Here is a 24,416-nt window from a genome sequence, read left to right as displayed (position 1 = left end):
AGACTTAACCCGCTTTTGAACGACTCGGTATTTTTCTATGAAAAACAGTCTACTCATCGGTTCTGGAATCCTGCTCACGTCACTATCGACCTGGCTGGGAATCAACTGGTTCGGGCACCAGCGGGTCGACTATAATGCTGATGTCAAGCCCATCCTGAACAAGCACTGCATGGGCTGCCATGGTGGGGTGAAGAAAGCGGGCAACGTCAGTTTTCTCTTTGAAGAAGAAATGCTGAAGCCCGGCAAATCAGGCAAGGTACCCGTCGTGCGGGGCGACGCCGACGCCAGCGAGATGATCCGACGCATTCAGAGTCACGATCCCGACGAGCGGATGCCCCGGAAGGGGGTACCTTTATCCAAAGATGAAATCGCTACGCTGAAAAACTGGATCAATCAGGGTGCCACGTGGGAGAAGCACTGGTCGTACCGCCGAATTGAAAAACCGGAGGTACCTTCGCTGCGCTCGTTCGGGAATCTGTATGGCTTGCTGAATACGGACGAGATGAGCTGGGTTCAAAATGAAATCGATCCGTTTGTTTTGCAAAAAATGCGGGAACACGGCCTCTCTCCTTCCCCAAAAGTAGACAAAGGTACCCTGATTCGCCGCGTGAGCCTGGACCTGACCGGCCTGCCGCCCACGGAGCAGGAAGTGCGGGCTTTCGAAAAAGACAATTCGCCCGGTGCCTACGAGAAAGTGGTGGATCGGCTACTCCAATCGCCCGGCTACGGTGAGCGCTGGACCGCCATGTGGATGGATTTGGCCCGCTACGCCGATACCAAAGGGTACGAAAGTGACGGCAGCCGATCGATCTGGCGCTACCGCGACTATGTCATCCGGTCTTTTAACGAGGACAAACCCTTCGACCAGTTCACGATCGAGCAACTGGCGGGCGACCTACTACCCCGGCAGAAAGACGGATTGCCCGCCGAAGAAAACCTGATCGCCACGGGCTTCCATCGCAACACCATGACCAACAACGAAGGTGGTACCGACGACGAGGAATTCCGCAACGCCGCCCTCATCGACCGCGTCAATACGACCTGGGAAGTATGGCAGGGTACCACTTTTGGCTGCATTCAGTGCCATAGCCACCCCTACGACCCCATTCCGCACAAGGACTACTATCGGTACCTGGCCTTCTTCAACAACACCCGCGACGAAGACGTATGGGACGAATGGCCCAAGCTGCAATTTTATTCGGGCGAAGATTCCGCCCGCCTGGAACGGGTGCGGGAATGGACGCAGCAATATAATCCGGCACAGGTCGATGAGCTCACGCGGTTCATGAAAATCATGGAGCCCAAAATCAATTCGCACCAGTTCGTACCCGGTGATGAATCGACCTTCATATTGATTTCCTACTACGCCGTAAAGGGCCACGGCAACGCCCGGATTCCACCAGTGGACCTGACGGGGGCTGAAAATCTGCTCATCAATTTCACCACCAAGGCCGAAAACGCGGTGCTGACTTTCCACCTCGACAGTTTAGCCGGTCCCGTACTTTCCCGAATCAAGGTACCCGTCAGTGATACCGTACTCATTGCGCCTATTACCAAAACCACGGGCAAGCACCCTATTTTTCTTTCGTTGGACAGCCCCAAATCGCCCAATGAATGGGTGCGTATTGCCTGGGTAGCTTTCCAGAAAGCCCTGCCGGGCCGCGATCAGCCGGGCTACGCCGAGCGGTTAGCCGACTACGCCACCGTAATCACCCGTCCTACCGACGGAATGCCGATCCTGTGGGAAGGTACCGGCGATTTTGCCCGGAAAACCCACGTCTTCGAGCGGGGCAACTGGCTGGTCAAGGGTGCGCAAGTGCAGCCAGGGGTACCCGAACTAATGCCATCGATGCCCGCCGGATTTCCCCGCAACCGCCTGGGACTGGCCCGTTGGATCGTCGACCGCGAAAATCCGCTGACGGCGCGCGTCATCGTCAACCGGTTTTGGGAACAACTGTTCGGGCGGGGCATTGTGGAGACCGTCGAAGACTTTGGCTCACAAGGTAGCGAACCTACCCACCGCGAACTGCTCGACTGGCTGGCGGTGCGTTTTATGGAAGAAGATCAGTGGAGCGTCAAAAAACTCCTGAAAAGGATCGTCCTATCGGCCACCTACCAGCAAAGCTCCCAGTCCGATCCGGCCAGGCAGGACCGGGATCCGCATAACGAATGGCTATCCCGGGGACCGCGGGTGCGGCTGAGCGCCGAGCAGGTACGGGATCAGGCGCTAGCCAGTGTAGGCCTGCTTTCCACCAAAATGTACGGTCCCAGTGTAATGCCGCCGCAGCCCGAAGGCATTTGGCAGTCGCCCTACAACGGGGACAAGTGGGTCACGAGCGAAGGCGAAAACCGCTATCGCCGTAGCCTTTACACGTACTGGAAACGAACGGCCCCCTACCCCTCCATGATTACGTTCGATGCCCCGAGCCGGGAGTTCTGCCAGTCGCGCCGATTGATTACCAATACGCCCCTGCAAGCGTTGGTCACGCTCAATGATCCGGTGTATCTGGAAGCGGCTGAACAGCTGGCCTTGACCATGCAGCAGCGGGGCCGCACGCCTAGCCAACAACTGGCCGCAGGGTACCTCCTTCTCACCCACAAAGCCATAGGTCCGCAAAATCTGCGGGTACTTTTGAAAACTTATCACCAAGCCTTGACTACCTACCGGCACGCCCCGGCTCAGGCCGATAGCCTGCTTCACTACGGCAACCGCCCCACCCCCCAACGCGCCGCCCTGGCAGTGGCTGCCAACGTGCTGCTGAATATGGATCAGGTGCTGGTGAAGGAGTGAGGGGTACCTTGTCTGATTTAAATGCGGGAGCTGTTTGTGAGGGCAGTGAAGAAAATCAAAAATAACAGAATCCCCGGTGGTTTGGCCAAGGCCAGACTACCGGGGATTCTGTTATTTTTGATTTTTTAGGCTCAGTCTTCAAATTCCAAGGTACCCTTACTTCACAATTTCCAACTCCGCCACCACGGGCAGGTGGTCCGAGGCGTATTGCTCATCAATAACCCGCATCGAAAGTACCTTGACACTCGCCTGAGGCTTGAACATGATAAAGTCGATCGTCCGGTTAGGATTCTTGACTGGAATCGTGGGGGCGCAGTCGTCGCGGCAGGTTCTGGTGAAGTGCTGGTCGAACAAATCGATGACCGGGCTACTAGCCAGGGCGTTGAAATCGCCACCCAGAATCATGGGTAGGTCGGAATCCTGAAAATGACCGATTAGTGCCTGCGCCTGCGACAGACGGTTTTCTTCTTTCAAATCCAGATGCGTGCTAGCAAAAATAACTTGCTTTTTACCTGGTAACTGGACGGTAATCGCGGCCACGGCCCGATCTTCCCCACCCAGCGTGGGGTTGCGTGGGAGCAGGTACCCCGCCGAATCCACAATGGGGTACTTGGAAAGTACCGCAATACCGTACGCACCGCCCTGGTAGTCGAGCGCTTTCATGAAAAAGGATTTCATACCGGTGAGCCGGGCCAACTCGCGGGCCTGATCCAGTCCTTTTCCGGAGCGTTCGGTATGGACATCGACTTCCTGTAACGCCACCAGATCCGGTTTTTGCTGATTGATGACCCGCGCAATCGCTTCTACGTCGATTTTTACCGTCTCGGAAGGTGGATTCGCATGATGAATGTTGTAGGTCATGACCCGCAGGGTACCCTTTCCGGACGGATTGACGCTCCTGGCGCAGCTTCCCAATAAGGCAATCAGGCTCAGTCCGTAGGTTAGCTGCCACAGGTACCTTTTAACTAGAATCATTTTCATCAGGCCTTCGAGCGGTTTTTGCGGGGGATAGTGAATTTACCGACCAGTTCGCCGTCGTCGCGGATCATTTTCAGGTTCAGTTCCTTCTGGTTGGCGTGCAGCTTCATCAGGGTACGCTTGCCCTCGAGCGGGCCACCGCCGATCACGATCGGGTAGTTATGATCCTTATCGGCTTCGTGGGTCATGTAGCGGTGAGTGTGGCCCGAGAGTTGCAGGTCGATACCCGCCTTATTCAGGATAGGCCCGAAAACCTCGCGACAGTGCAGGGTACCATGCCAATCGCCGGAGTGGTAGGGCGAAATATGAATTAAAAGCACCCTGAAAGGTGCCTTTTTGAATGCCTCACTTTCAATTTCTTTCGCCAGCCACTTAGCCTGTTTCTCACGGTAGCGATCGAAGGCCGCCAGTCCGCCGTATTCTACGCTGTCGTCGGTTTTGTCCTCGCCCGAGTCCAGCACGAGGAAGTGAATCGGGCCCCGAACGAAGGAAAAATAGAATTTATCGTCAGGATAAGCGTAGTAGGCCGGAATGTGCCGCGAAAAGCCCCCCCGGCACTCGTGATTACCCTGGGTAAGCAGGAAGGGTATCTCGCTGCCAAAAATATCCACGCAGGGTTTGAGCAGGTGATCGACCATCTGCTGCTCGCTGCTCACCCAGTCGAAGCAGTCACCGTTGAACACGACAAAATCGTAGTCCTTCTCATTGCCGGTGTAGCCGTGGCGATACAGCAACTGTGGGATGATCTGGGGGCGATCGTGGATATCGTTGAAAATAACCACTTTGATTTCTTCTTCGTTTTCGGCCGGCGTTGTGAATGTCAGCAGCGGGCCCGAGATGGTTTCGCCAAACTGTACCGTAGAATTCTTGAATCCTGTGATTTCGGTCGAAACGATCTTATACTTGTGGGTAGTACCGGGCTTGAGATTTTCCAGCGTGATCTTGTTGACGCGGTTGTTGGCCTCGATCAGTCCGTTGTTGTAGGCAAAAGCGCGCTTGCTGGTGTAATTTCCGTCGCCGTACTCCACCCAGCTGAAACAGTTGCGGCTGGTGATCCACATGATGGTCACCTCGCGGCTGCTCAAATTCTGCAAATAGGGCTGCACCACGAATTCGTGGTTTTCGGCGGCAGGTACCCCGGCCATCACCGTGGCCGGGAGCAGGCTCAGGGCTCCCAGCGCCGACATTTTTTCAAGAAAAGATCGTCTGTCTGTATTCATAGGAATGGGTTTACCAATTCGGATTCTGGGTAAGGTTAGGATTTAGTAGCATTTCCTGCTTTGGAATGGGGTACAGGTAGTCGCGGGCTTCGTTGAACTTCTTGTTGATATGGCCGTTGACTACGATATTGCCGCCTTGCGCGCCATTTTCCAGGATAATCTCGCTACCGAGTTTCAAAAGTTGGGCGCCCTTGATATTCGGCTTGGTACCTTCATAAATCACCAGATCCACCGTACCGTTGCGGTCCAGATCGTAGCTGCCCGTGCCGGGAAAGTACATTCCCTTGAACTGACGGGTTAGCAACTGCCCTTCCTTCCAGCGGATAATGTCATCCCAGCGGAGGAAGTTTTCCATCACCAGCTCGATCCTCCGCTCCCGGCGAATCTCCAGAATCACTCCAGTATTACTGCCCGAAATGTGCGTGTACTGATTAGCCAGGTACGGATCGGGATTGGCGTTGGCCTTGTCCATGTCCAGGGGCGGCATACCTACCCGCGCGCGGATGGGCGTAATCGACCGATCCAGATCGGCTTGCGTGAGGGTACCCCGCTCGGCCTTAGCCTCGGCGTAATTGAGCAGTACTTCGGCGTAGCGGAAAATGGGCATATCCGTAATGTCCTTGTTATAAGTATCCCACTTGGGCTCCGACACGAACTTGATCAGCTGGTAGCCCGTGACCGTAGCGCCGAATTCAGGAACCAGTGTATTCGTGTCGCCAATTCGGGTGTAGCCGGGCGTGCGGATGGTCTGCTTCAGGCGCGGATCACGGTTCTGGACTTCCGAGTAGAATTGCAGCGTGTCGTAGCCCGGCCGGTCGGTAAAGCGGGTACCATCGGCCATCAGGTAGCTGTTCACCAATGATTTGTTCAGGCCCGGTTTGCCGTACGAAGCCGTCATGGTGTAGTAGTTAAGGTTGTGGTACACCTGCAGCTCGTCACTGAAATCGCGCGCCAGGATCACCTCATCGGGTATGGCATTGTCCGAGGAAAAGAGTTTCTGGTAAGCCGTGGCGGGCGTAGCCGTATAAATCCGGTAGCCGCTGTTTTTCATCAACTCGTCGGAAGCGGCGATGGCGGCGTCCAGAAATTTGTCGGCATTGGGTAGGTTGAATTCGGTATGGTACTTACGGAAGGTACCTTCGTAGAGCGCCAGCCGCGACTTCAACGCTAGGGCGGTCCATTTAGTGACGGTATTGACCTGCCGGGTAGCGGGTAAGCTCGCAATGGCATTGTCGATGTCGGCCATCACCGAATCCATGATCATCGTGCGGGGGTCACGCGGAGCCGTGAGCAATTCCTGATCCGTGGATTCGAGCGGCTGAGAGTACCAGGGTACATCGCCGAAACGCCTTACTTTTTCAAAATAGAAATAGGCGCGGAAAAAGCGGGCGAGGCCATTGTACCTTTTTACGGCATTTTTATCAGGACACTTTCCCGAATTGGCCAGGAAGTAGTTGATGTTGCGGAGTTCGGACCAGCTCCAGCCGCCGCCCGAGGTAGGTACCACACGCGTACCCTGAATTTCCTCCCGCAGGCTGTTTTTCACCACATTGTCGGCGTCTTCGTTGTAGACATCTTCGGCCGACGGCAACATATTATAGAATGAGTTGGTATACAGCAGTAGGTCATTCTCCGTCTTGAAAAACGTTTCGGGCGAAATAGCATCCAGCGGATAGCGGTCCAGATCGCAGGATACCAGGCCGATGGCTAAAATAATGATGAATATCTTTTTCATGTCTTTTTCTTGAAAGTAGAAACTAGATTTTGGATTCTAGGGAGTATAAAAAGCTAACGGCTATTAGCTGATAGCCATTAGCGCTTTACGAAAATCAGAAATTGATGCTAAGTCCCGCTGAATAGGTCTTCGACAGAGGATAGGTACGTCCGTTGGTAAAATCACCATCGAGCTGTTCGGGATCGATGTACTTGGTGCGGAAGGGGGTGAAAGTCAGCATATTTTCACCGCTTACATAAATCCGGGCCCGAGGAATCCGTACTTTTTTGGTGACCGCTTCCGGGAGAGTATAACCCAGCACCACGTTCTTCAGGCGCAGATACCCCACGTTCTGTAGGTAGCGGTCGTTCTTGACGTTCAGACTATTACCCCCATTGAGCGCAATGTACCCCCGCAGCAGCGGAAAGTAAGCGTCCGGATTTTCCGGTGTCCAGACATCCTCTTCAAAATCCCGGGGGATGAACGAGTAATAAGGGCGGGAGTAAGGCCCCCAGAACTTGTCGGCATTATTACCCGGGTACCAGTTGCGGCGCAAAATTCCCTGTACCAGCGCCGAAAAGTCGAAGCCGTTCCAGTTGGCTCCCAGGTTGACGCCGTACCGGAAGCGGGGCGTCGTGTTGCCGATGATGCGTAGATCGCCGTGGTCGGCCAGGGTATTGGCTCCTTCCGAGATCTTACCGTCACCGTTCAGGTCGATGAATTTCATATCACCCGCCTGCAGGCGACTCCAGTCACCGGGAGCGCTCAGTCGGCCTTTGTCTACCAGACTTTGGTCCACGGTGTAGGCTTTGGCCTCTTCGTCGGACTGGAACAGGCCCGCTACGCTGTATCCCCAGATTTCGCCGATGCGCTGCCCTTCGTAACGGTTCGACAGGATTTTATTGGGATTGTCGTATTTGGTAATCTTGGAGGTATAATCCGACAGAATGAATGCGGCATTGTAGGAGAAAGGCTTGCCCGCCAAGGTATGCTGGTTTTTCCAGGAAAGGGAAAGCTCAAAGCCGTTGGTCTGTAGATCCCCGGCGTTTTCGGTAGGTACGGAAGCGCCATACACGCCCGGCAGTACCTTACCCGGAATAAGCATGTCAGTAGTTTTCCGAATATAGGCATCAAAGGAAAGATTCAGGCGATTTTTGAAGAAGCCCGCGTCCACACCAATATTGGAAGTCGTGGCTTTTTCCCAGGTCAGGCTGGGCGTAATTGGCTGGGGACTTCCCACGTATTGCAGTTTCTGGCCGCCGTCGATCCAGCTAGATTGGCTGGTGGGCATGGTGGAAATGTAGGGATAAAAGCTCGCCGAACTGGTATTAGGCGGAAGCTGATTGCCCAGGGTACCGTACGACGCCCTGATTTTCAAGTTATCCACCACATTCTTGATGGGTTCGAAGAAATTCTCTTCGCTGATGCGCCAACCGGCAGATACCGAAGGGAAAAAGCCAAAACGCCGACCCGCTCCGAAACGCGAGGTACCATCGTAGCGGCCGTTAACTTCGAACAGGTACTTGCCTTCGTAATCGTAATTTACCCGGAAAAAGGCCCCGAACAAGGCGTACTCGTAAGAATCGCCGTCGGTTAGTTGCTCACCCGTACCCAGGTTCAGGTCGTTCAGACTGGTGGACAACAGGTTCTTGCGGGCGCCAAAAAGCCGTTGATGCCGTTTGGTTTCGGAGTTGATGCCAGCGGTCAGACCCAGGTAGTGCTTGCCGAAAGTTTCGTTGAACGACGTGAACACGTTGGTCACGTGCATGGGGTCGAACCAGAAGGTCTTTCTCAGCTGGTCCACGTTGTAATTGGGTACCTGAGTCAGGATACCGGGCTGAATGGAATATTGTGCCACGGCCGAACGGTACTGGTCGTCGGCGATGTAGAACGAGAACGAGTGGTTGGCCACCAGATTCCAGTTTTTGGTAAAATCGATCGTTACCGAGTTGATGGTTGTAAGCTCATGTACTTTTTTGTAGCCTCCGGCGGTTCCGTCGAGCAGGTTGGCAAAAAGGCCGTCACCAATAGAGTAATTGTTTTTCAGGGTGTTATAGGTGGCCGTGCCGTCGGGGTTACGCGGCGCGTAGGCGGGTAGTGCATGTACCGTAATCGCCACGAAGTTGGCGTTAGCGCCGCCTTCCCGACCCTGGTAGGCGTACTGTGAATCGAAGTACTGGGTGTTGTTACTCACTTTCAGCCAGGGCAACAGCTGCGCGTTCACCTTAGTACGCAGGGTATAAGAGGTAAATTTGTCGCGGTTGATTTTCATGATCCCGTCTTTCTCAAAGACTGAGCCGGACAGAAAGTAATTGACCTTATCGGTACCGCCGGACAGGTTCAGGTTATGCTGGCGCGAAGGCTGGGTATCATAAAACAACGTATTCCACCAATCGTAGTTGCCGTAGTAATTGTAGATATCCTTCCCGTTTACATTCTTGACCACTACCCAGGGGCGGTCGGGGTTTTCGGTTTTATCGTAGCGCCGGGCTTCCAGTTCCTGGTAATCTTCCTCCGAGTAGCGCGTATAGGTGTTGCCCGTTGCGCGTTTGAAGGCCTCGTCGTTCAGCATCACGTGATCGTAGCCGGTAGTCAGAAAGTCGGTACTCACGGTAGGGGTACCCCAGCCGAAGTTGTTGCTGTAATTGATCGAAGTCTTGCCACTCTTGGCGGTTTTGGTCGTAACCAGAATTACCCCAAAGGCACCGCGTGCGCCATAAATAGCCGAAGCGGCAGCGTCTTTCAAAACAGAAACCGACTCTACGTCGTTGGGGTTAATGCGGTTGATGTCGCCCGGTACGCCGTCGATGAGTACGAGGGGGCTACCGCCATTGATGGAGGTTTCGCCCCGGACGTTCAGGCTACCGCCCGCGCCCGGCTGCCCGGTACCGAAGGTAATGTTCAGGTTGGGTACCATACCCTGCAGAATCTGGGTCATGTTGTTGAGGGGTCGGTTCTCCAGGTCACGCGCCTGTACCTGGCTCACCGCTCCGGTCAGGTTCACCCGTTTCTGGGTACCATAGCCCACTACGACGACCTCCTCGAAGGTCTTATTGTCCACCTGAAGCGACAGGTCGATCCGCGTGCGGTTGCCCACAGTCACTTCCTGCGAGGTGTAGCCCACAAAACTGAATACCAATACGGCCTCAGCATTAGGTACCCTGATTTCGTAGGCTCCATTCTGATCGGTGGTCGTGCCGCTGGAGGTACCCCGCAACACCACACTCACGCCCGGCAGGGCGCTCTGATCTTCCTGCGCCAGGACGGTACCTTTGATCAGAATATCCTCCGGTGCTGCCAAGGCCTGGGGATCTTTTTCTGAGGCAGGTGTTTCGGTTTCCTGCCTAACTGATTTAGCATTGGTCAGGATAATCTGTTGATTGACTACCGAATAATCGATTCCGTGCGGGCTTAACAAATCGTCGAGTACTTTGGACAATTTGGCATCCTCGGCATTCAGATTCACCCGGTCCTGTAGCGATACTTTGCTGCTATACACAAATTTGATCTGCGTTTCTTTCTGAATTTGCCCCAGCGCACTTTTGATCGTCACGTTATTCAAATGCACCGAAACTTCCCGGTTCAGGATCGACTGCGCCGAGCCGTCCGTAGCGTAGCTCACCGTAGCCATGAGGGCCGAAATAATCCATTGCAACACACCTACTCGCATGTACAGGCGCCAACGGCGCGGCTTGTTTGATACAGATTTTTGCATAATTTTGATTGTCTGATAGTTAAGCGCTGTTAGATTTTGTTTCCCAACGAAGCCGGTGGAACGGCGTCGCAGGGTGTTTTTGAAAGCCGGGAGTGGTGGAACACTTCCGGCTTTTTTTGATAAAAGATTTTTACTTCATACGCAGGGGTAGGTTAAAATTTTTAAAATGGTTTAGTTGCAGGGCTCGCCTGCTATGGTGATCGTGTTATTCTGAATGGTATAGGTTGATTCCAGTGAGCGGCACAGCATTTCGACAATGGCCGGAAACGGCTGGTTTTCAAAATCCGCATTGAGCCGACACCGGGCGATGGCGGGATCTGAGAGATTTATCTGAACCGAAAACCGACTTTCCAACTGTCGGATAACCTCGCTGACCGGCGTTTCCTGAAAATGGAAAGTCGAGGATTGGTAGATCTCATTTTTGAGTACTTCCTGACGCGCCTTCGCAAACAACCGTTTGGTTTCGGTTTCAAAAAGCGCCTGTTGGTTGGGGGTGAGAATCAACTGCTGGGTCTTGGCTTCGCGATCCGGGGCTGTGACTTCCACGCGACCTGTGACGACGGCTATCTCAAATAATTTCTGGTCAGCGGTCGCTTTTACATTGAAGCTGGTACCCAGTACCCGCACGGTCATTTCGCCGCTATGAATGAAAAACGGGCGGTTACGGTCCTTCTGAATATCAAAAAACCCTTCTCCCGTAAACAGAACCGTCCGGTTCTTTTCTTCGAATGCTTGGGGGTAGGTGATGCGGGCATGCGGACGCAACCATACGGTGCTGCCATCGGGCAGGATGTGCTGCACAATACGCGGCTCCTGGTTGATAAACTCAATCGGGGACACAATCTCAGCGGCCGAAATAGCTACTCCAACTGATTTTTCTGATCGGATTTCCAGGTCGATTTGTAGGTAAAGGAACCCACAAAGCAGGAGCAGCGAGGCAGCGATACCCGAAACCCATCGCCACGGAAAACGCCGCGCAGGCAAGAATTCCTCTTCCCGGTCCAGCTGATCGGAGATGTGCTGGAAAGTTTCCCGGAGCAGGTTCTCTTTCTCGCGGTCTGATACAAACTCCGGACGGTTCTGCTTTTTCTCCAATCCGGCGTACCACGTCTCGACCAATGCCTTTTCGGATTCGGTACAGGTACCCTGAAGGTACTTTTCCAGTAAGTTTGGGTCAATTGGGTCTGGCTTCATGCATTGGGAATGGCTTCTACTCCCTAAGTCGTAGCCGACAAAACATGACCCTTAGTACAGACCAAAAAAATTTAGAAAAAAGTTGTGAATGCCAACAGGTAGGCCAGGTGTTCTTTCAGATATACCTTTAAAAAGCGGATCGCTTTGGTAATATGCTGCTCGACCGTTTTTTCGGAGATATCCAGCCGGTCGGCTACCTCGCGATTGGAAAGGCCATCGCGGCTAAGCATGAACACCCGTTGGCACTTTTCGGGAAGCAGCCTCAACCCCTCTCCATATCGGGCGCGCAAATCCTGAACGAGGGTTTCCTGATAGGTATGTTCTTCCTGGTGGGAGCGTGCTGCGTCCCAGTTTTTTTGCCGAATCTCGCGGGCCATTTCCTTGCGGTAATGGCTGACAATGAGATTTTTGGCAGCTGAGAACAGGTAAGGTCGGAAGGCCTGTACCGAGAGGGTAGCTCGTTTCTGCCAAAGGCCCAAGAATAGCTCCTGTACAATTTCCTGAGCCGTATAGCGATCGTTTACACGGGCATGAATGTAATCGAAAATTCGGATGGAATAGCGCCCGTATAATGTCTCGAAAGCTTTTCGGTCATCGTTATCCCGTAATCCGTCGAGTAGTTCTTCGTCGGTTGAGTTGGTATACTTTGTTTCCATAATCCCACATTATTTCCACGAGTCTCATGACTGATCCTATGAAAGCGTTGCAAAATTCACTCAAAAATACCGGTTAGAGTACGCTTTGAAAGTTAAGAAATGGTGTTCAAATCGCTCCTGTTTTTAATAAAAACTTTATAGAAGCCTCATGATTAGTAAAAGGACACAAACTCTGGAACTTACCTTTCCCGGGTGGTCCGGGTATGTGGGCTATAGGTATATAAAGTGTTCAATCGGAAGGTACCTCCAAATAAAAAGCCCATTGAACGTACGTTCAATGGGCTTTCTGTGGTGATGGACGGAATCGAACCGCCGACACAAGGATTTTCAGTCCTTTGCTCTACCAACTGAGCTACATCACCAGGCTCATTGGTCCCGTTTGGGACTGCAAAAATAGAAGGCTGTTTGGGGTTTGCAAAATATTTAGCCGAATTCTTTTAAATTCTTCCCCAATATCGCCATTCCGGTATCAGAGACTATTTTTTTCAAGGCTAGTATTTGAAATATTCCGGCGGACTTTCTTGGCTGACTGGCTTTTTTTTCGATATTTGTCTTAGTATGCAAGCATACTAATTTGATTGTGGTTAAACCTCTACCTGCTCCCGAATGGAAATCGCTCAACAGATTCTGTTTGCTATTGTGCTGGGCCTTGCCGCATGGCTGATGGCCCGTCGCATCGGTATTCTTAGAAAGACCATCCGGTTGGGTCGTCCCGAAGATCGTACCGATCAGCCCGCGGAGCGCTTCGGTACCATGCTACGTGTGGCATTCGGACAAAAGAAAATGTTCGATCGACCGCTGGTGGGAATCATGCATTTCATTCTCTATGCGGGTTTTCTTCTTATCAATATTGAGGTATTGGAGATAATCCTCGACGGACTGTCCGGGCAGCATCGGATGTTTGCTCCGTTCTTTGGTTCAGCCTACCTATACCTGCTTGGTTTTTTTGAGTTTCTGGCAGTGGGTGTGCTCGTGGTCTGCGTTTTTTTTCTTTTACGGCGCGATGTTGTGAAGGTGGATCGTCTGCAGGCTTCCCGCCACCGCGAAATGAAAGGCTGGCCCAAACTGGATGGTAATCTGATCTTGATTTTTGAGATTGTCCTGATGATCGCTATCCTGACAATGAACGCCGCAGATTCAGTGTTACAGGATATGCACAGCGAGCATTATACCCAGACAGGTAGCTTCCTTTTCAGCCAATTCCTGAAACCTCTGTTTGCCGGCTGGAGTGAACCGTCGCTGATCGTGCTGGAACGCGGGGCCTGGTGGTTTCATATCATAGGTATTCTGGGCTTCGCTGTCTACATTACCTATTCCAAGCACCTGCACATTGCCTTAGCTTTTCCCAATACCTACTTTGCCCGCCTGATACCAAAGGGCAAAATGCACAATATGCCCGAGATCACGAAGGAGGTCAAGATTATGCTGGGCGTGGAGCAGCCCGACCCGAACGAAGTACCCGCCGAAATCGGCCGCTTCGGGGCTAAGGATGTAATGGATTTGAGCTGGAAAAACCTCATGGACGCTTATTCCTGCACCGAGTGCGGCCGCTGTACGACTGCCTGCCCGGCTAATATCACGGGTAAGCTTCTTTCGCCCCGTAAGATTATGATGGATACCCGCGACCGGCTCGAAGACGTGGGACGTAATATGCAGGCCAACGGTGGTACGTTCGTGGATGATGGCAAGAGCCTGTTGGGCGACTATATTGTGGAAGAGGAAATCCTGGCCTGCACCACCTGCAATGCGTGCGTGCAGGAATGCCCGATTCTGATCAATCCGCTCGACATTATTCTGCAGCTGCGCCGCTACCAGATTATGGATGAAGCCAAGGCACCGGGTTCTTGGAACGCTATGTTTGGCAATCTGGAAACCAGTCAGGCTCCATGGAAATTTTCACCCGCCGATCGGTTCAATTGGGCTGAGGGATTGAAGTGAACCAAGAGAAATTCGCGGCAGCAAACGCATTGCCGACCGTTCAAAAGTAGATTGCTAATGACCGAAATATCCTACAAGGTACCTACTATGGCCGAGATGGCCGCTCGCGGCGAAACCCCCGAAATCCTTTTTTGGGTAGGTTGTGCGGGATCGTTCGATGACCGTAGCAAGAAAATTACCATTGCCTTTGCAAAAATTCTAAACAAGGTAGGTATCCGATTTGCGGTGCTGGGTACGGAGGAGGGCTGTACGGGCGATCCTGCCCGGCGGGCGGGCAATGAGTTTCTGTTCCAAATGCAGGCAATGGCCAATATCCAGGTGCTGGACTTGTATGCCGTAAAAAAAATCGTAACTGCTTGCCCGCACTGTTTCAACACCCTCAAAAATGAATATCCCGAACTGGGCGGAAACTATGAAGTTATTCACCACTCATCGTTCCTGCAGCAGCTCATCGACGAAGGTCGCCTAAAGGTAGAGGGAGGAGCGTTTAAGGGGCGCAAAATCACTTTCCACGATTCATGCTACCTTGGTCGGGCCAATGGAATATACGAAGCCCCCGCAGCGTTATTGAAACTCTGGATGCCGATCTTGTGGAAATGAAGCGAAGCCGTGCCAAAGGGTTATGCTGTGGTGCCGGGGGCGCGCAGATGTTCAAAGATGCCGAGCCGGGTCGTAAGGAAGTGAACATCGAGCGAATTGAAGAAGCCCTAGGCACAGGTGCCGACACCATTGCTGTTTCCTGCCCTTTCTGCATGGTGATGATGACAGACGGGATTAAAAACAAGGAAAAAGAAGCATCGGTGCGGGTGTTGGATTTGGCCGAACTGATTGCTCAGGCCGAAAATTTATAAGGGCGTTATGAGAGGTAGTGGCAGGTACCTGCTCCCATACATTTCTATGAAACTTTTTGCATAATGTCATCGACCTGAGGGTCGGTACCAAGCAGGAATCTGCCAGTGCTCACTTTTTCAAAGCCTTCCTTTTGGTAAAAGCGCAGAGCGCGTACATTTTGCGGCCAAACGCCCAACCATAGCATCGAAAATCCCTGCTGACGTAACCACTGCTGACAGTAAGCCATGAAAGTTGTGGCTAGCCCGCGGCCCTGAAAGGGAACATCAAGGTAAAATCGGGCTAGCTCCACGCCGATCTGGGGTACCAGGGTACCCCATCCTTTGCCAAGTACTAGCTTGGCGTAAGCCGCAATCTGCCCTTGCTCAGTAGCCAGCAGGTACCGTACATCGTCCCGATTGAAATCTTCGGCAAAGTTTTTTACGGAGAAAGCTTCCTGGCAATACATCGCCATGTTTTCGGGCGTATTCTGTGCCCCGTAAGTTGTTCTGAAAAGCCGTTCACTGAATTCCCGTAAGGAATCCACATCCATTTCTCCGGCCAGTCGGAAAGAAAAAGCCATTTTGAATCGTTAGTTTTGTAAAATTACGCACAACCGGGGAAGATCTGAAAACATTCCCTTCAACTTAACCTTCAGGTACCATGTATATACGTTTTGATGAAATAGACTTTGACGCCCGGTTGTGGATTTATCAAGCCAACCGCATGCTGACGGACCAGGAAGTGAGTCTGGTCACCCAGACCCTTGAAGCCGCCCTGGACGGATGGGAAGCTCATAACCACTCTCTGCTGGCATCGGGGAAAGTATTCTACAATCGTTTTGTAGTGATTGCCGTGGACGAAGCACACGAAATGCCTAGCGGCTGTTCTATCGATAAATCGGTACATTGGCTTCAGGAACTGGGTCAGCGCTTGTCCGTGGATTTCTTTGACCGCTCGGTAGCTTACCTGGACGAGGCGGGGCAGGTAAGCACCCTTCCTGTAGCGGAGGTGAAGCAAGCTATTGCCAAAGAAGTGATTCTTTCGGGTACCTCGGTGTTTGATAATCTGGTAGCTACGAAGGCCCAGTGGATGAAACGATGGAAAGTGCCTGCCGACCAAACCTGGATGAAGCGTTTTTTTAAAGAAACAAATGTTTGACCTACCTCTTCGAAATAAAACCCTGTCGCTTGCATTCTGTACATTTCCGTTAATGAAAGTCATAAAATCAGCCGTCCTTTTATTCCTGTTGGTAATCAGCGCTGGTTGCGACGAAAACACGCTGTATAAAGCTTACGAGGATATTGAGGACGGGCTGTGGTATGTGAATAAAAAATATACGTTTCAGTTCGAGGTGACCGATGCATCGCAACCTTACAACTTGTACTATTTGGTTCGGAACGCCCAGCAGTACCCTTATTACAACCTGTACCTGACCCGCGAAATGAAAGGACCGGATGGCAAGACCGTTTTCTCCCGACTGGACGAAATGTACCTCTCTGACCAGACCACTGGCAAGCCCCGGGGTAGTGGCCTGGGCGATTTGTTCGATCACAAATTTGTTTTTCAGCGCAACTTCCTTTTTCCCGGTCCGGGCAAGTATACCATTACCTTGACCCAATCCATGCGACAAAACCCACTTCCCTATATCATGGGCGTGGGTCTGAGCGTCGAAAGAACGCCTGTTGCCGTTCCATAATCAATTCTGTTCATGTCCGTGTTTTTGCCTTTTTTTCCCTTAAACCTGGTCGCCTATCCCGGCGAAAAACTCAACCTGCATATTTTTGAAGAGCGATACCGGCAGTTGATCAACGAGTGTCTGGAAAGCGGGGGTACCTTTGGAATTCCGACCTACCTGGACAACCGATTGCCCGGCTGCGGCACCGAAATGAGGGTACGTACCCTGCACGAGCGCCATCCCGACGGCAGTATGGACATTTCCACCGAAGGCCTGCGGGTTTTCAGAATCGATAGCTTTGACAACCCGGTGGCCGATAAATTATATGCCGGGGGAGAGATCACCTACCTGCCCGAAGAAACGGATCTGATCCGTCCCTTGCCTCAACTCACTGAATTACTGGACAAACTCTACGGCCTGCTGGCGACCCCGGTCGCCTATGACCGGGAGAAAAAGCCGTTCTCCTTTCAGGTAGCCCATAAGGTAGGGTTATCGTTGCAGGATGAGTACGAATTGCTCACCCTAAGCCATGAGAGTGCGCGCCAGCAGTTTTTGATTCAACATCTGCAGAAGGTAATCCCGGTAGTATCCGAAATGGAGCAAACCAAAAGCCGCATTCGAATGAACGGGCATTTCAAGAATCTTGATCCGCTGAATTTTTAGGTGCTTCCGTTTCGTTAGGGGCATTAGGCTTTTTGCGGCGGCGGGACGGACGGCGGCGTTTGCGGGCTTCGGAGCCGTCCTCGTTCTTCAGGGTACCCTCTTCAAGGGTCGCCAGAACGTTGGGAGCAGGGCGGTCACTGACGGCATTAGGTTCAGATGCCTCCTGCGGGTTGCGGGGACGAGACTTTTTTCGCGTGTTCTGCGAGCTGTTGGGGCGGCGCCTTTTGCGTATTTCCTGTACTTGCTCCCTTTCTATTTCCTTTTCCTCCGCAACCTCCCTTCCGGGTTCGCCCAGCAGAAAGCCGTAGGGCTCGGTGCTCCGGTTAGCATCCAGAATCACTTTCAAAATTGCCGTCAGCGGCAAAGCCAATACCAATCCCGGCAGTCCCCACAATTGTCCCCCAGCAATAGCATCACGACGGCTGCAAAGGGATTGATGCTTACTTTGGAGCCGACAATATTGGGCGTGATGAAATTACCTTCCAGAAACTGCACAAAACTCATGACCCCGATGACGCCAACGGCATACCAGGCCGAGTCTTCGGTAATGATACTCATCAAGGCCGGGAAAAGCGACCCAATCAAAATTCCGATGTAAGGAATAAGGATCAGGAAAGCAGCCAGAAATCCGAAGAAAATAGCGTAATCAATGCCCAGAATAAGCAGCCCGATGGTATTGAGCACTCCGACAATGGCAATTACAAGTACCAGGCCCACCAGGTAGCTCTGGATCACCTCATAGATTTTGTTCAGAATGGTATTGAGCTTGTGCTTGGGTACTTTATAAAAAGCCTTGTGCACAAACCGGCGAAAAAAATCGCGGTACAACAGGAAGAAAAATACGTACAAGGGTACCAGGGCGGCAGTTGTGAGGGTACCTGTGGTAGCCACCAAAGTACCCAGCAACAGAGCCCGGCTGTCGCTGAGGAGGTTGATAAGATAACCTTTGGCCCGGCTGACCTGTTCGGAGCGGCTGACATCAAAATAGCGCTCGCCCATTGAAGTGAGTTGCTCAAGTAAGGCTTCTGCTTTTTGGGTGATGCGGGGAAGTTCGTCAGCAAAGCCCGCTACCTGAATGGTCACCAGGTAGATGAGCGCAGCGATAACCACGATGAATAGCAGAATACTCAGTGTGATAGCCAGCACCCTTGGGAATTTCCACCGTTCAAGGCGCGAGCATACCGGAAAAAGCAAAATGGAAACTAATACCGAAAAGAGTAAGGGGATTAACGTTTCGTGCAGGGCATGCAGAATATAAACCCCCGCAATCAGTGTAACCAACACGGCCGCCGATTTCACATAGCTCGGCAATTTCTTTTTATCTTTGCCTTCCTGTATAGAACCCGAAAATGAATGCATGGGGAAATTAATTTATTTGTGGTTTGCCTTGAAAGTCGCCTTGTGCAGTTGTCAGTCCGACAAGCGGCAAAACGGCTTCGATAAAGCCCGGTCTGCGTACAAAGTTAGCAAAATAGGCAGGCTTCCATCCATCGCAAATGAAAGTTCAGGGCTCGCGCGTGACGAGCATCATCATTCGCTATGGGTCCATAATGATAGTGGTGGCAAACCGGAACTCTACGAAATGGATTATTCCGGAAAATTGCTTTCTACACGCCAGGTACCCGATGCTATAAACGTAGATTGGGAAGACCTGGCCCAAAGTCCCGACGGCACCCTTTTTGTCGGCGATATTGGCAATAATGCCAATAAACGGCGGGATTTGAGGATCTATAGTTTTTCGCCTGCCACGAACACCACCGCATCAATTACCTTTCGGTATGCTGATCAGCATAGCTTCCCACCCTCTGCTGACTCACTCAGTTTCGACTGTGAGGCGTTTTTTTTCTATAATAATAAGCTGTATCTTTTTTCCAAGAACCGTAGTAAGACCGATCAATTTGTAAAGTTGTACGAACTACCTGCTCAACCCGGGGACTACCTTGCTTCGGTTCAGGATAGTATTTTTATCAACAGCCAGGTGACGGCTGCCGATGTGAATCCTTCGGGTACCTCCTTTGCCTTGCTTACCTATGGCAAGATCCTGCTCTTCGGTATTGAAAATGGGCAGATCGATTTTGCCCATCCGCAAGAGTGCATTAAGATTGGAAAAAAGCAGGAAGAAGCTTTGGTATTCGTCAATGATACCGATTTGGTGATGACCAACGAGCAGGGTACCCTGTACTCGATCAGGCGGCGCTGATATTAAATTTGTGTTATGATTGCCTTTTGGTTAATAATCACAACCACACATCCGCTAATTTCGACATTGAATAAACCGCAAAATTCCTCTGCATGAGTGCCGCAAAAGCAACCCAGGTGTTTCAGAAGATACTCGTGGTTGATGATGATCCGGATATCGTAGAACTACTAGAATACAACCTTCAGAAGGAAGGCTATGAGGTAGCAACGGCATCTGACGGGCGTCAGGGCCTGCAATTAGCTAAAGATTTTCGTCCTGACCTGATTCTGCTCGATATCATGATGCCCCAACAGGATGGTATCGAAACCGCTCGTATGATTCGGGGGGATAACGACCTGCGTGATACTTACATCATGTTTCTAACGGCACGCTCGGAAGAGTATTCCGAAATAGCCGCTTTTGAGATCGGGGCCGACGATTATATTACCAAGCCCATCAAACCCCGGGCTTTGATGAGCCGTATCAATGCGCTTTTTCGCCGCGAGGCTCAGAAATCAGATAGTGGGGATGAGGTAGAAATCGCCGGTTTATCTATTGATCGTAAAAATTACTCAGTCACCCAGGAAGGCAAATCAATCATTCTTCCCAAGAAGGAATTTGAACTGTTGTTCTTTCTAGCCCAAAGTCCTAATAAAGTGTTCAGTCGGGAAGAACTTCTACATAAAATATGGGGAGCCGATATTTATGTGCTTGAACGCACGGTAGACGTACACGTTCGGAAACTCCGTGAAAAACTGGGAGATAAATTTATCAAAACCTTGAAAGGGGTGGGATATATGTTCACTGATCAACCCGAGTAGAATACTTTTCTGACTTTAAAGTAATAATACTTTACTACCTGTATCAGGATATTTTTGGTACTCTGGGCTTTAATTTTCTTAATTATCCCCTTTACGTCCCGCTTTGTAGGCGTCATATTCCTCCAGCAGCTTGGCAATATCATCTTCCGTTTTAAAGTTCAATTGCTCCTCCTTGATGACATAGTTCATTAGGTTTTTCTCATCGCTTACCAGCTTCATAATACCTTTCCTATCTCCCGTTTTCACCGGATATAGGGTACCTTTCTTAAGAACATACAGTTGTTCATCTAAATCAAAACGCTTCGTAACGGTAGCGGAGTTATACGGTTTTTCTTCCCGCATTTTCATTTCATAGCGTTTCAACAATTTCGTGTTTCCGTCTGTCAATACCCGGTAAAAGCTGTTTTCAGTCTGGTCGCCAACGGCCGGAAAACCCCGTCGAAATTCGTAGAGCGCATCACCTGTAGCAAGACTAAACGATGAAATTTCTGGTCCCAGGCGATAAAGCTTTCCATCTTTTTCATATTCTACCTCGTCTTTATAGGCATCGTAGCGTAATTTCAGGCCGTCATATACCTTATCGTCTTTGGCCATTCGTACAATACCCGTATTGGCTTCCTCCATCAGGTAGGGTGACCCCTCAACGTTGGTATAAGTTACTTCACTGACCACCCGCCCGTTGATGTCCTGCATAAACTGCGCCTGCGCCGAGGCTATCAGACACACAACCCCAAGTAAACTACTTATGAATTTTCCCATGATTACAGATTACAATGAGTATGATGAAAAGAAAATCTAAGAAAATCGATGTCAGCATTAACGCCCGTCATGAACCAATTCTATAGGTTTGTTCGTGAACCTGCCATCTTTGCGTACTTTTGTCAAAAAAATTGTTCCACCTGTTTTGTACCTGAACGAGCAACTTATCCATATTGGTCAGAGTTTAGCTGGAATCGTCCCTGAACTGTTCCTGGCTCTGTTTCTTTTGATTTATCTGATAGCCGAATTACTTCTGCATCGCTATGTCAATAAGGACATTATGGGCAGAATCCTCTTCATCACTACCTTAGCTGGAGCTGTGCTTGCACTGGGATTTGTGCTGGGGCAATGGGGTGAAACACCCGGATTCCGGTTTCATTCAATGTTGTTTCTAGACAATATAGCCGTCTTTTTCAAGCTTCTTGTAATAGGCGCGTGGATTTTTACGCTCCTCCATATACGAATAGTGGATTATGATTTTCCTACTGAACTGAATGCCCTGCTCATAGCTGCTACTCTGGGCCTGTGTCTCCTGTGTATGGCTACGCATTGGCTCTCAGTCTACATAGCCCTTGAACTTGTCTCGGTGAGCTCATATTTGCTAGTAGCCCTGTCGCCCTCCAAAAAAGCGGCTGAAGGTAGTTTGAAATACCTGCTCTTCGGAGCCATTAGCTCAGCAATCATGCTCTACGGAATATCCTTGATCTACGGATTGACCGGAACTCTTGATTTTACTGACCCAGCTATGCGATTTGAGCTGGCCAGAAAGGTACCTTTTGTCATGTATACTGCTATATTCATGACGTTTGGGGGAATTCTTTTCAAACTATCACTCGTTCCCTTTCATGTCTGGGCACCGGATGTATACGAAGCTACCCCTACACCCTTGGTTTCATTCTTATCGGTAGCTCCCAAAGCCGCTGTTCTTTTGGTGTTGATGCGAGCAGTAAGCGCCTTACCCACTGAACTCCTTCCTCTACTGGGTGGCATAGCGCTAATCAGCATTATAATTGGAAATGTTGCCGCCCTCTGGCAGCAGAATGCCCGCCGCTTACTTGCCTATTCATCCATTGCGCAAGCCGGGTACCTCATTATTGGTATTGTGGCTTTTACTGCATTAGGATTCGAAAGCGCTACTTTTTACATGGCGGCTTATCTATTGCTTAACATGGGCGCCTTCTTGTTAATTGATCTGTTGCGGCCCCGTTCTCAAACAATTCTTTCGGAATATGCCGGATTAGGTAAGAAGCATATTTGGATAGCCAGTACTCTCACACTCATTATGGTAGCGTTAGCGGGGTTACCCCCCACAGTAGGATTTACTGCAAAGTGGTTAGTTTTTTCAGCCCTGTGGGATAGTTATCAAGCACAGGGACAGCCTTGGTTAATGTGGCTGCTGATTGTCGGAATCATTAATGCTGCCATTTCGCTCGCTTATTACTTACGACTTCCCTATTTGCTGTTTTTTAAACCTGCTCTTTCCCAGCCCATAAAGCCTAGATTTCCTGTTACCGTCAATATAATAGTTGGTACATTATTGGCGGCTATACTGCTATTGTTTTTCAAGCCTGAATTTCTGATGGTATGGATTCGGACGATGTCCCTTTAGGCAAATCCCAATCCTAAACTCTCAGGGCAGAATCCCTCCTACTTCCTAATACGTCAAGCACAACAACAGGAAGCCTGGTTATTAACCAGGCTTCCTGTTGTAAATGTCGGGATGACAGGATTTGAACCTGCGACCCCCACGTCCCGAACGTGGTGCGCTACCGGGCTGCGCTACATCCCGTAATTTTTTTCAAATATATAATGAAACTCCTTTGGAAGGTAATTTGCCATTCTTATTTCATTATTTCATTTATTTGAACCAATTCCCATCGTCTAGCAACCCTTTTCCCGGGGTGGTGTTGGCGTGCCGATCCAACGCGCTATAACGCAACAGCCCCGCCTGCCTGTGGCAGGGGGGGCTGTCGTTGGTGGTATTGTGGCGGCTACCTACTTTACCGGTTTCGAGGCCAGTATCATCGGCGGTGCGGGGCTTAACTTCTCTGTTCGGGATGGGAAGAGGTGACCACCCGCCCCATAGCCGCCAGCAAGGCTTTTATGGGAGGTAATGCTTGTATGTACTTATGTACTTGCGGTCAATGAGCATGTGGAAACGAGAGAAGAAAATCGGCTGTGTGCGGGAGTGTGCCGCAAGCCCTCGGGCGATTAGTACCGCTCGGCTGAGCGCTTCTCGGCGCGTGCACCTGCGGCCTATCGACGTCGTCGTCTACGACGGCCCTGCTATCGGGAGGACTCATCTCGGGGCCGGTTTCGCACTTAGATGCCTTCAGCGCTTATCCGCTCCCCACGTGGCTACCCGGCCGTGCCCCTGGCGGGACAGCCGGCTCACCAGCGGTGGGTCCACCCCGGTCCTCTCGTACTAAGGGCAGCCCCCCTCAGTCCTCCTGCGCCCACCACAGATAGGGACCGAACTGTCTCACGACGTTCTGAACCCAGCTCGCGTGCCACTTTAATCGGCGAACAGCCGAACCCTTGGGACCTTCTCCAGCCCCAGGATGTGACGAGCCGACATCGAGGTGCCAAACCTCCCCGTCGATGTGAGCTCTTGGGGGAGATCAGCCTGTTATCCCCGGCGTACCTTTTATCCTTTGAGCGATGGCCCTTCCATGCGGGACCACCGGATCACTATGCCCTGGTTTCCCACCTGCGCGGCCCGTCGGCCTGGCAGTCAAGCCGGCTTGTGCCATTGCACTCCCCGCACGGTTACCAAGCGTGCTGAGCCGACCTTTGGAAGCCTCCGTTACCCTTTCGGAGGCGACCACCCCAGTCAAACTGCCCGCCATGCGCGGTCCCCGGTTGAACCGGGTTAGGACCCGGGACAGCGGAGGGCGGTATTTCAAGGTTGGCTCCACGGCGCCTGGCGACGCCGCTTCGCTGCCTCCCGCCTATCCTACACACCGCTGACCCAAGACCAACGCAAAGCTGCAGTAAAGGTGCACGGGGTCTTTCCGTCCCGTGGCGGGTAGGCGGCATCTTCACCGCCACTACAATTTCACCGAGCTCACGGCTGAGACAGTGCCCAGATCGTTACACCATTCGTGCAGGTCGGAACTTACCCGACAAGGAATTTCGCTACCTTAGGACCGTTATAGTTACGGCCGCCGTTTACCGGGGCTTCGATTCAATGCTTCGCCTCGCGGCTGACATCCCCTCTTAACCTTCCGGCACCGGGCAGGTGTCAGGCCCTATACGTCGGCTCTCGCCTTGGCAGAGCCC

General features: G+C 51.5%; 18 protein-coding genes, 2 tRNA genes, 2 rRNA genes and 1 pseudogene (1 of these 23 only partly in view). 9 read left to right on the top strand and 14 right to left on the bottom strand.

Annotated features, from left to right (window positions below):
* Positions 1-37: 37 nt before the first annotated feature.
* Complete coding sequence (locus GBK04_RS12755; RefSeq protein WP_152760205.1) at positions 38-2,791, top strand: DUF1553 domain-containing protein; 2,754 nt, start codon at positions 38-40, stop codon at positions 2,789-2,791.
* A gap of 156 nt (positions 2,792-2,947) precedes the next feature.
* Here GBK04_RS12755 and GBK04_RS12750 read toward each other — a convergent pair whose 3' ends face one another.
* The 7 genes from GBK04_RS12750 to GBK04_RS12720 form a co-directional block, all read right to left on the bottom strand.
* Positions 2,948-3,772, bottom strand: a complete 825-nt coding sequence (locus GBK04_RS12750) for an endonuclease/exonuclease/phosphatase family protein (protein WP_373330936.1) — start codon at positions 3,770-3,772, stop codon at positions 2,948-2,950.
* Complete coding sequence (locus tag GBK04_RS12745; RefSeq protein WP_152760203.1) at positions 3,772-4,989, bottom strand: purple acid phosphatase family protein; 1,218 nt, start codon at positions 4,987-4,989, stop codon at positions 3,772-3,774. The genes GBK04_RS12750 and GBK04_RS12745 overlap by 1 nt, the downstream gene beginning before the upstream one ends.
* Before the next feature lie 10 nt (positions 4,990-4,999).
* Positions 5,000-6,724, bottom strand: a complete 1,725-nt coding sequence (locus GBK04_RS12740) for a RagB/SusD family nutrient uptake outer membrane protein (protein WP_152760201.1) — start codon at positions 6,722-6,724, stop codon at positions 5,000-5,002.
* A gap of 94 nt (positions 6,725-6,818) precedes the next feature.
* Entirely contained in the window at positions 6,819-10,418 is a 3,600-nt protein-coding gene (locus tag GBK04_RS12735; protein ID WP_152760199.1) for a TonB-dependent receptor, read from the bottom strand.
* A gap of 171 nt (positions 10,419-10,589) precedes the next feature.
* A complete protein-coding gene (locus tag GBK04_RS12730) occupies positions 10,590-11,612 on the bottom strand; it encodes a FecR family protein (RefSeq protein WP_152760197.1) in 1,023 nt (340 codons plus the stop codon).
* Positions 11,613-11,683: 71 nt separating this feature from the next.
* The gene (locus GBK04_RS12725) at positions 11,684-12,268 is read right to left on the bottom strand and encodes an RNA polymerase sigma-70 factor (protein ID WP_152760196.1); all 585 of its coding nucleotides are present in this window, start codon (positions 12,266-12,268) and stop codon (positions 11,684-11,686) included.
* Positions 12,269-12,557: 289 nt separating this feature from the next.
* Positions 12,558-12,630, bottom strand: a tRNA-Phe gene (locus GBK04_RS12720).
* A 244-nt stretch (positions 12,631-12,874) separates the two neighbouring features.
* Here GBK04_RS12720 and GBK04_RS12715 point away from each other — a divergent pair.
* Both GBK04_RS12715 and GBK04_RS12710 read left to right on the top strand, forming a co-directional pair.
* Entirely contained in the window at positions 12,875-14,206 is a 1,332-nt protein-coding gene (locus GBK04_RS12715) for a 4Fe-4S dicluster domain-containing protein (RefSeq protein ID WP_152760194.1), read from the top strand.
* A 57-nt stretch (positions 14,207-14,263) separates the two neighbouring features.
* Positions 14,264-15,057 (top strand): annotated as a pseudogene (locus GBK04_RS12710) ((Fe-S)-binding protein).
* A gap of 44 nt (positions 15,058-15,101) precedes the next feature.
* On the opposite strand, the gene GBK04_RS12705 reads toward GBK04_RS12710, so the two are convergent.
* Positions 15,102-15,617: a GNAT family N-acetyltransferase gene (locus tag GBK04_RS12705; protein WP_152760192.1), complete on the bottom strand. Its 516-nt coding sequence runs from the start codon at positions 15,615-15,617 to the stop codon at positions 15,102-15,104.
* An 80-nt stretch (positions 15,618-15,697) separates the two neighbouring features.
* Here GBK04_RS12705 and GBK04_RS12700 point away from each other — a divergent pair, with 80 nt between their 5' ends.
* Genes GBK04_RS12700 through GBK04_RS12690 form a run of 3 tightly spaced genes read left to right on the top strand, consistent with a single transcriptional unit; the run spans position 15,698 to position 17,375 of the window.
* The gene (locus GBK04_RS12700; RefSeq protein ID WP_152760190.1) at positions 15,698-16,195 is read left to right on the top strand and encodes a hypothetical protein; all 498 of its coding nucleotides are present in this window, start codon (positions 15,698-15,700) and stop codon (positions 16,193-16,195) included.
* Between the two features lie 52 nt (positions 16,196-16,247).
* The gene (locus GBK04_RS12695; protein ID WP_152760188.1) at positions 16,248-16,733 is read left to right on the top strand and encodes a gliding motility lipoprotein GldH; all 486 of its coding nucleotides are present in this window, start codon (positions 16,248-16,250) and stop codon (positions 16,731-16,733) included.
* Positions 16,734-16,745: 12 nt separating this feature from the next.
* Positions 16,746-17,375 carry an LON peptidase substrate-binding domain-containing protein gene (locus tag GBK04_RS12690; RefSeq protein ID WP_152760186.1) on the top strand — a complete coding sequence of 210 codons (630 nt, stop codon included), beginning with the start codon at positions 16,746-16,748 and terminating at the stop codon, positions 17,373-17,375.
* Here the strand turns inward: GBK04_RS12690 and GBK04_RS30610 are convergent.
* Complete coding sequence (locus tag GBK04_RS30610; protein WP_373330935.1) at positions 17,347-17,721, bottom strand: hypothetical protein; 375 nt, start codon at positions 17,719-17,721, stop codon at positions 17,347-17,349. The genes GBK04_RS12690 and GBK04_RS30610 overlap by 29 nt on opposite strands.
* A gap of 8 nt (positions 17,722-17,729) precedes the next feature.
* Positions 17,730-18,734 carry an AI-2E family transporter gene (locus GBK04_RS12685; protein WP_373330934.1) on the bottom strand — a complete coding sequence of 335 codons (1,005 nt, stop codon included), beginning with the start codon at positions 18,732-18,734 and terminating at the stop codon, positions 17,730-17,732.
* Here GBK04_RS12685 and GBK04_RS12680 point away from each other — a divergent pair.
* Together GBK04_RS12680 and GBK04_RS12675 are read left to right on the top strand one after the other, a co-directional pair.
* Positions 18,733-19,575 carry a hypothetical protein gene (locus GBK04_RS12680; protein WP_152760184.1) on the top strand — a complete coding sequence of 281 codons (843 nt, stop codon included), beginning with the start codon at positions 18,733-18,735 and terminating at the stop codon, positions 19,573-19,575. The two genes, GBK04_RS12685 and GBK04_RS12680, sit on opposite strands and share 2 nt — an antisense overlap.
* 92 nt (positions 19,576-19,667) lie before the next feature.
* Positions 19,668-20,375, top strand: coding sequence for a response regulator transcription factor (locus tag GBK04_RS12675; protein ID WP_152760182.1), 708 nt, complete (start codon positions 19,668-19,670; stop codon positions 20,373-20,375).
* 78 nt (positions 20,376-20,453) lie between these two features.
* Here the strand turns inward: GBK04_RS12675 and GBK04_RS12670 are convergent, their stop codons facing one another.
* Positions 20,454-21,134 (bottom strand): hypothetical protein, encoded by a 681-nt coding sequence (locus tag GBK04_RS12670; protein WP_152760180.1) that lies wholly within the window; start codon positions 21,132-21,134, stop codon positions 20,454-20,456.
* 109 nt (positions 21,135-21,243) lie between these two features.
* Here GBK04_RS12670 and GBK04_RS12665 point away from each other — a divergent pair, with 109 nt between their 5' ends.
* Positions 21,244-22,743, top strand: coding sequence for an NADH-quinone oxidoreductase subunit N (locus GBK04_RS12665; protein WP_373330933.1), 1,500 nt, complete (start codon positions 21,244-21,246; stop codon positions 22,741-22,743).
* A 106-nt stretch (positions 22,744-22,849) separates the two neighbouring features.
* On the opposite strand, the gene GBK04_RS12660 is transcribed toward GBK04_RS12665, so the two are convergent.
* The 3 genes from GBK04_RS12660 to GBK04_RS12650 form a co-directional block, all read right to left on the bottom strand.
* Positions 22,850-22,923 (bottom strand) — tRNA-Pro (locus GBK04_RS12660).
* Positions 22,924-23,116: 193 nt separating this feature from the next.
* A 5S ribosomal RNA gene (rrf, locus tag GBK04_RS12655) occupies positions 23,117-23,228 on the bottom strand.
* 97 nt (positions 23,229-23,325) lie between these two features.
* Positions 23,326-24,416: ribosomal RNA gene (locus GBK04_RS12650) — 23S ribosomal RNA — on the bottom strand (it continues 1,753 nt past the right edge of the window).

The sequence above is a fragment of the Salmonirosea aquatica genome (assembly GCF_009296315.1).
GTDB classification, from domain to species: domain Bacteria; phylum Bacteroidota; class Bacteroidia; order Cytophagales; family Spirosomataceae; genus Salmonirosea; species Salmonirosea aquatica.
This window is presented reverse-complemented; position numbering and strand designations above follow the sequence as displayed.

Coding starts and splice junctions, on each gene's coding strand:
- GBK04_RS12755 (WP_152760205.1), top strand. CDS start 38: ATGAAAAACAGTCTACTCATCGGTTCTGGAATCCTGCTCACGTCACTA.
- GBK04_RS12750 (WP_373330936.1), bottom strand. CDS start 3,772: ATGAAAATGATTCTAGTTAAAAGGTACCTGTGGCAGCTAACCTACGGA.
- GBK04_RS12745 (WP_152760203.1), bottom strand. CDS start 4,989: ATGAATACAGACAGACGATCTTTTCTTGAAAAAATGTCGGCGCTGGGA.
- GBK04_RS12740 (WP_152760201.1), bottom strand. CDS start 6,724: ATGAAAAAGATATTCATCATTATTTTAGCCATCGGCCTGGTATCCTGC.
- GBK04_RS12735 (WP_152760199.1), bottom strand. CDS start 10,418: ATGCAAAAATCTGTATCAAACAAGCCGCGCCGTTGGCGCCTGTACATG.
- GBK04_RS12730 (WP_152760197.1), bottom strand. CDS start 11,612: ATGAAGCCAGACCCAATTGACCCAAACTTACTGGAAAAGTACCTTCAG.
- GBK04_RS12725 (WP_152760196.1), bottom strand. CDS start 12,268: ATGGAAACAAAGTATACCAACTCAACCGACGAAGAACTACTCGACGGA.
- GBK04_RS12715 (WP_152760194.1), top strand. CDS start 12,875: ATGGAAATCGCTCAACAGATTCTGTTTGCTATTGTGCTGGGCCTTGCC.
- GBK04_RS12705 (WP_152760192.1), bottom strand. CDS start 15,617: ATGGCTTTTTCTTTCCGACTGGCCGGAGAAATGGATGTGGATTCCTTA.
- GBK04_RS12700 (WP_152760190.1), top strand. CDS start 15,698: ATGTATATACGTTTTGATGAAATAGACTTTGACGCCCGGTTGTGGATT.
- GBK04_RS12695 (WP_152760188.1), top strand. CDS start 16,248: ATGAAAGTCATAAAATCAGCCGTCCTTTTATTCCTGTTGGTAATCAGC.
- GBK04_RS12690 (WP_152760186.1), top strand. CDS start 16,746: ATGTCCGTGTTTTTGCCTTTTTTTCCCTTAAACCTGGTCGCCTATCCC.
- GBK04_RS12680 (WP_152760184.1), top strand. CDS start 18,733: ATGGGGAAATTAATTTATTTGTGGTTTGCCTTGAAAGTCGCCTTGTGC.
- GBK04_RS12685 (WP_373330934.1), bottom strand. CDS start 18,734: ATGCATTCATTTTCGGGTTCTATACAGGAAGGCAAAGATAAAAAGAAA.
- GBK04_RS12675 (WP_152760182.1), top strand. CDS start 19,668: ATGAGTGCCGCAAAAGCAACCCAGGTGTTTCAGAAGATACTCGTGGTT.
- GBK04_RS12670 (WP_152760180.1), bottom strand. CDS start 21,134: ATGGGAAAATTCATAAGTAGTTTACTTGGGGTTGTGTGTCTGATAGCC.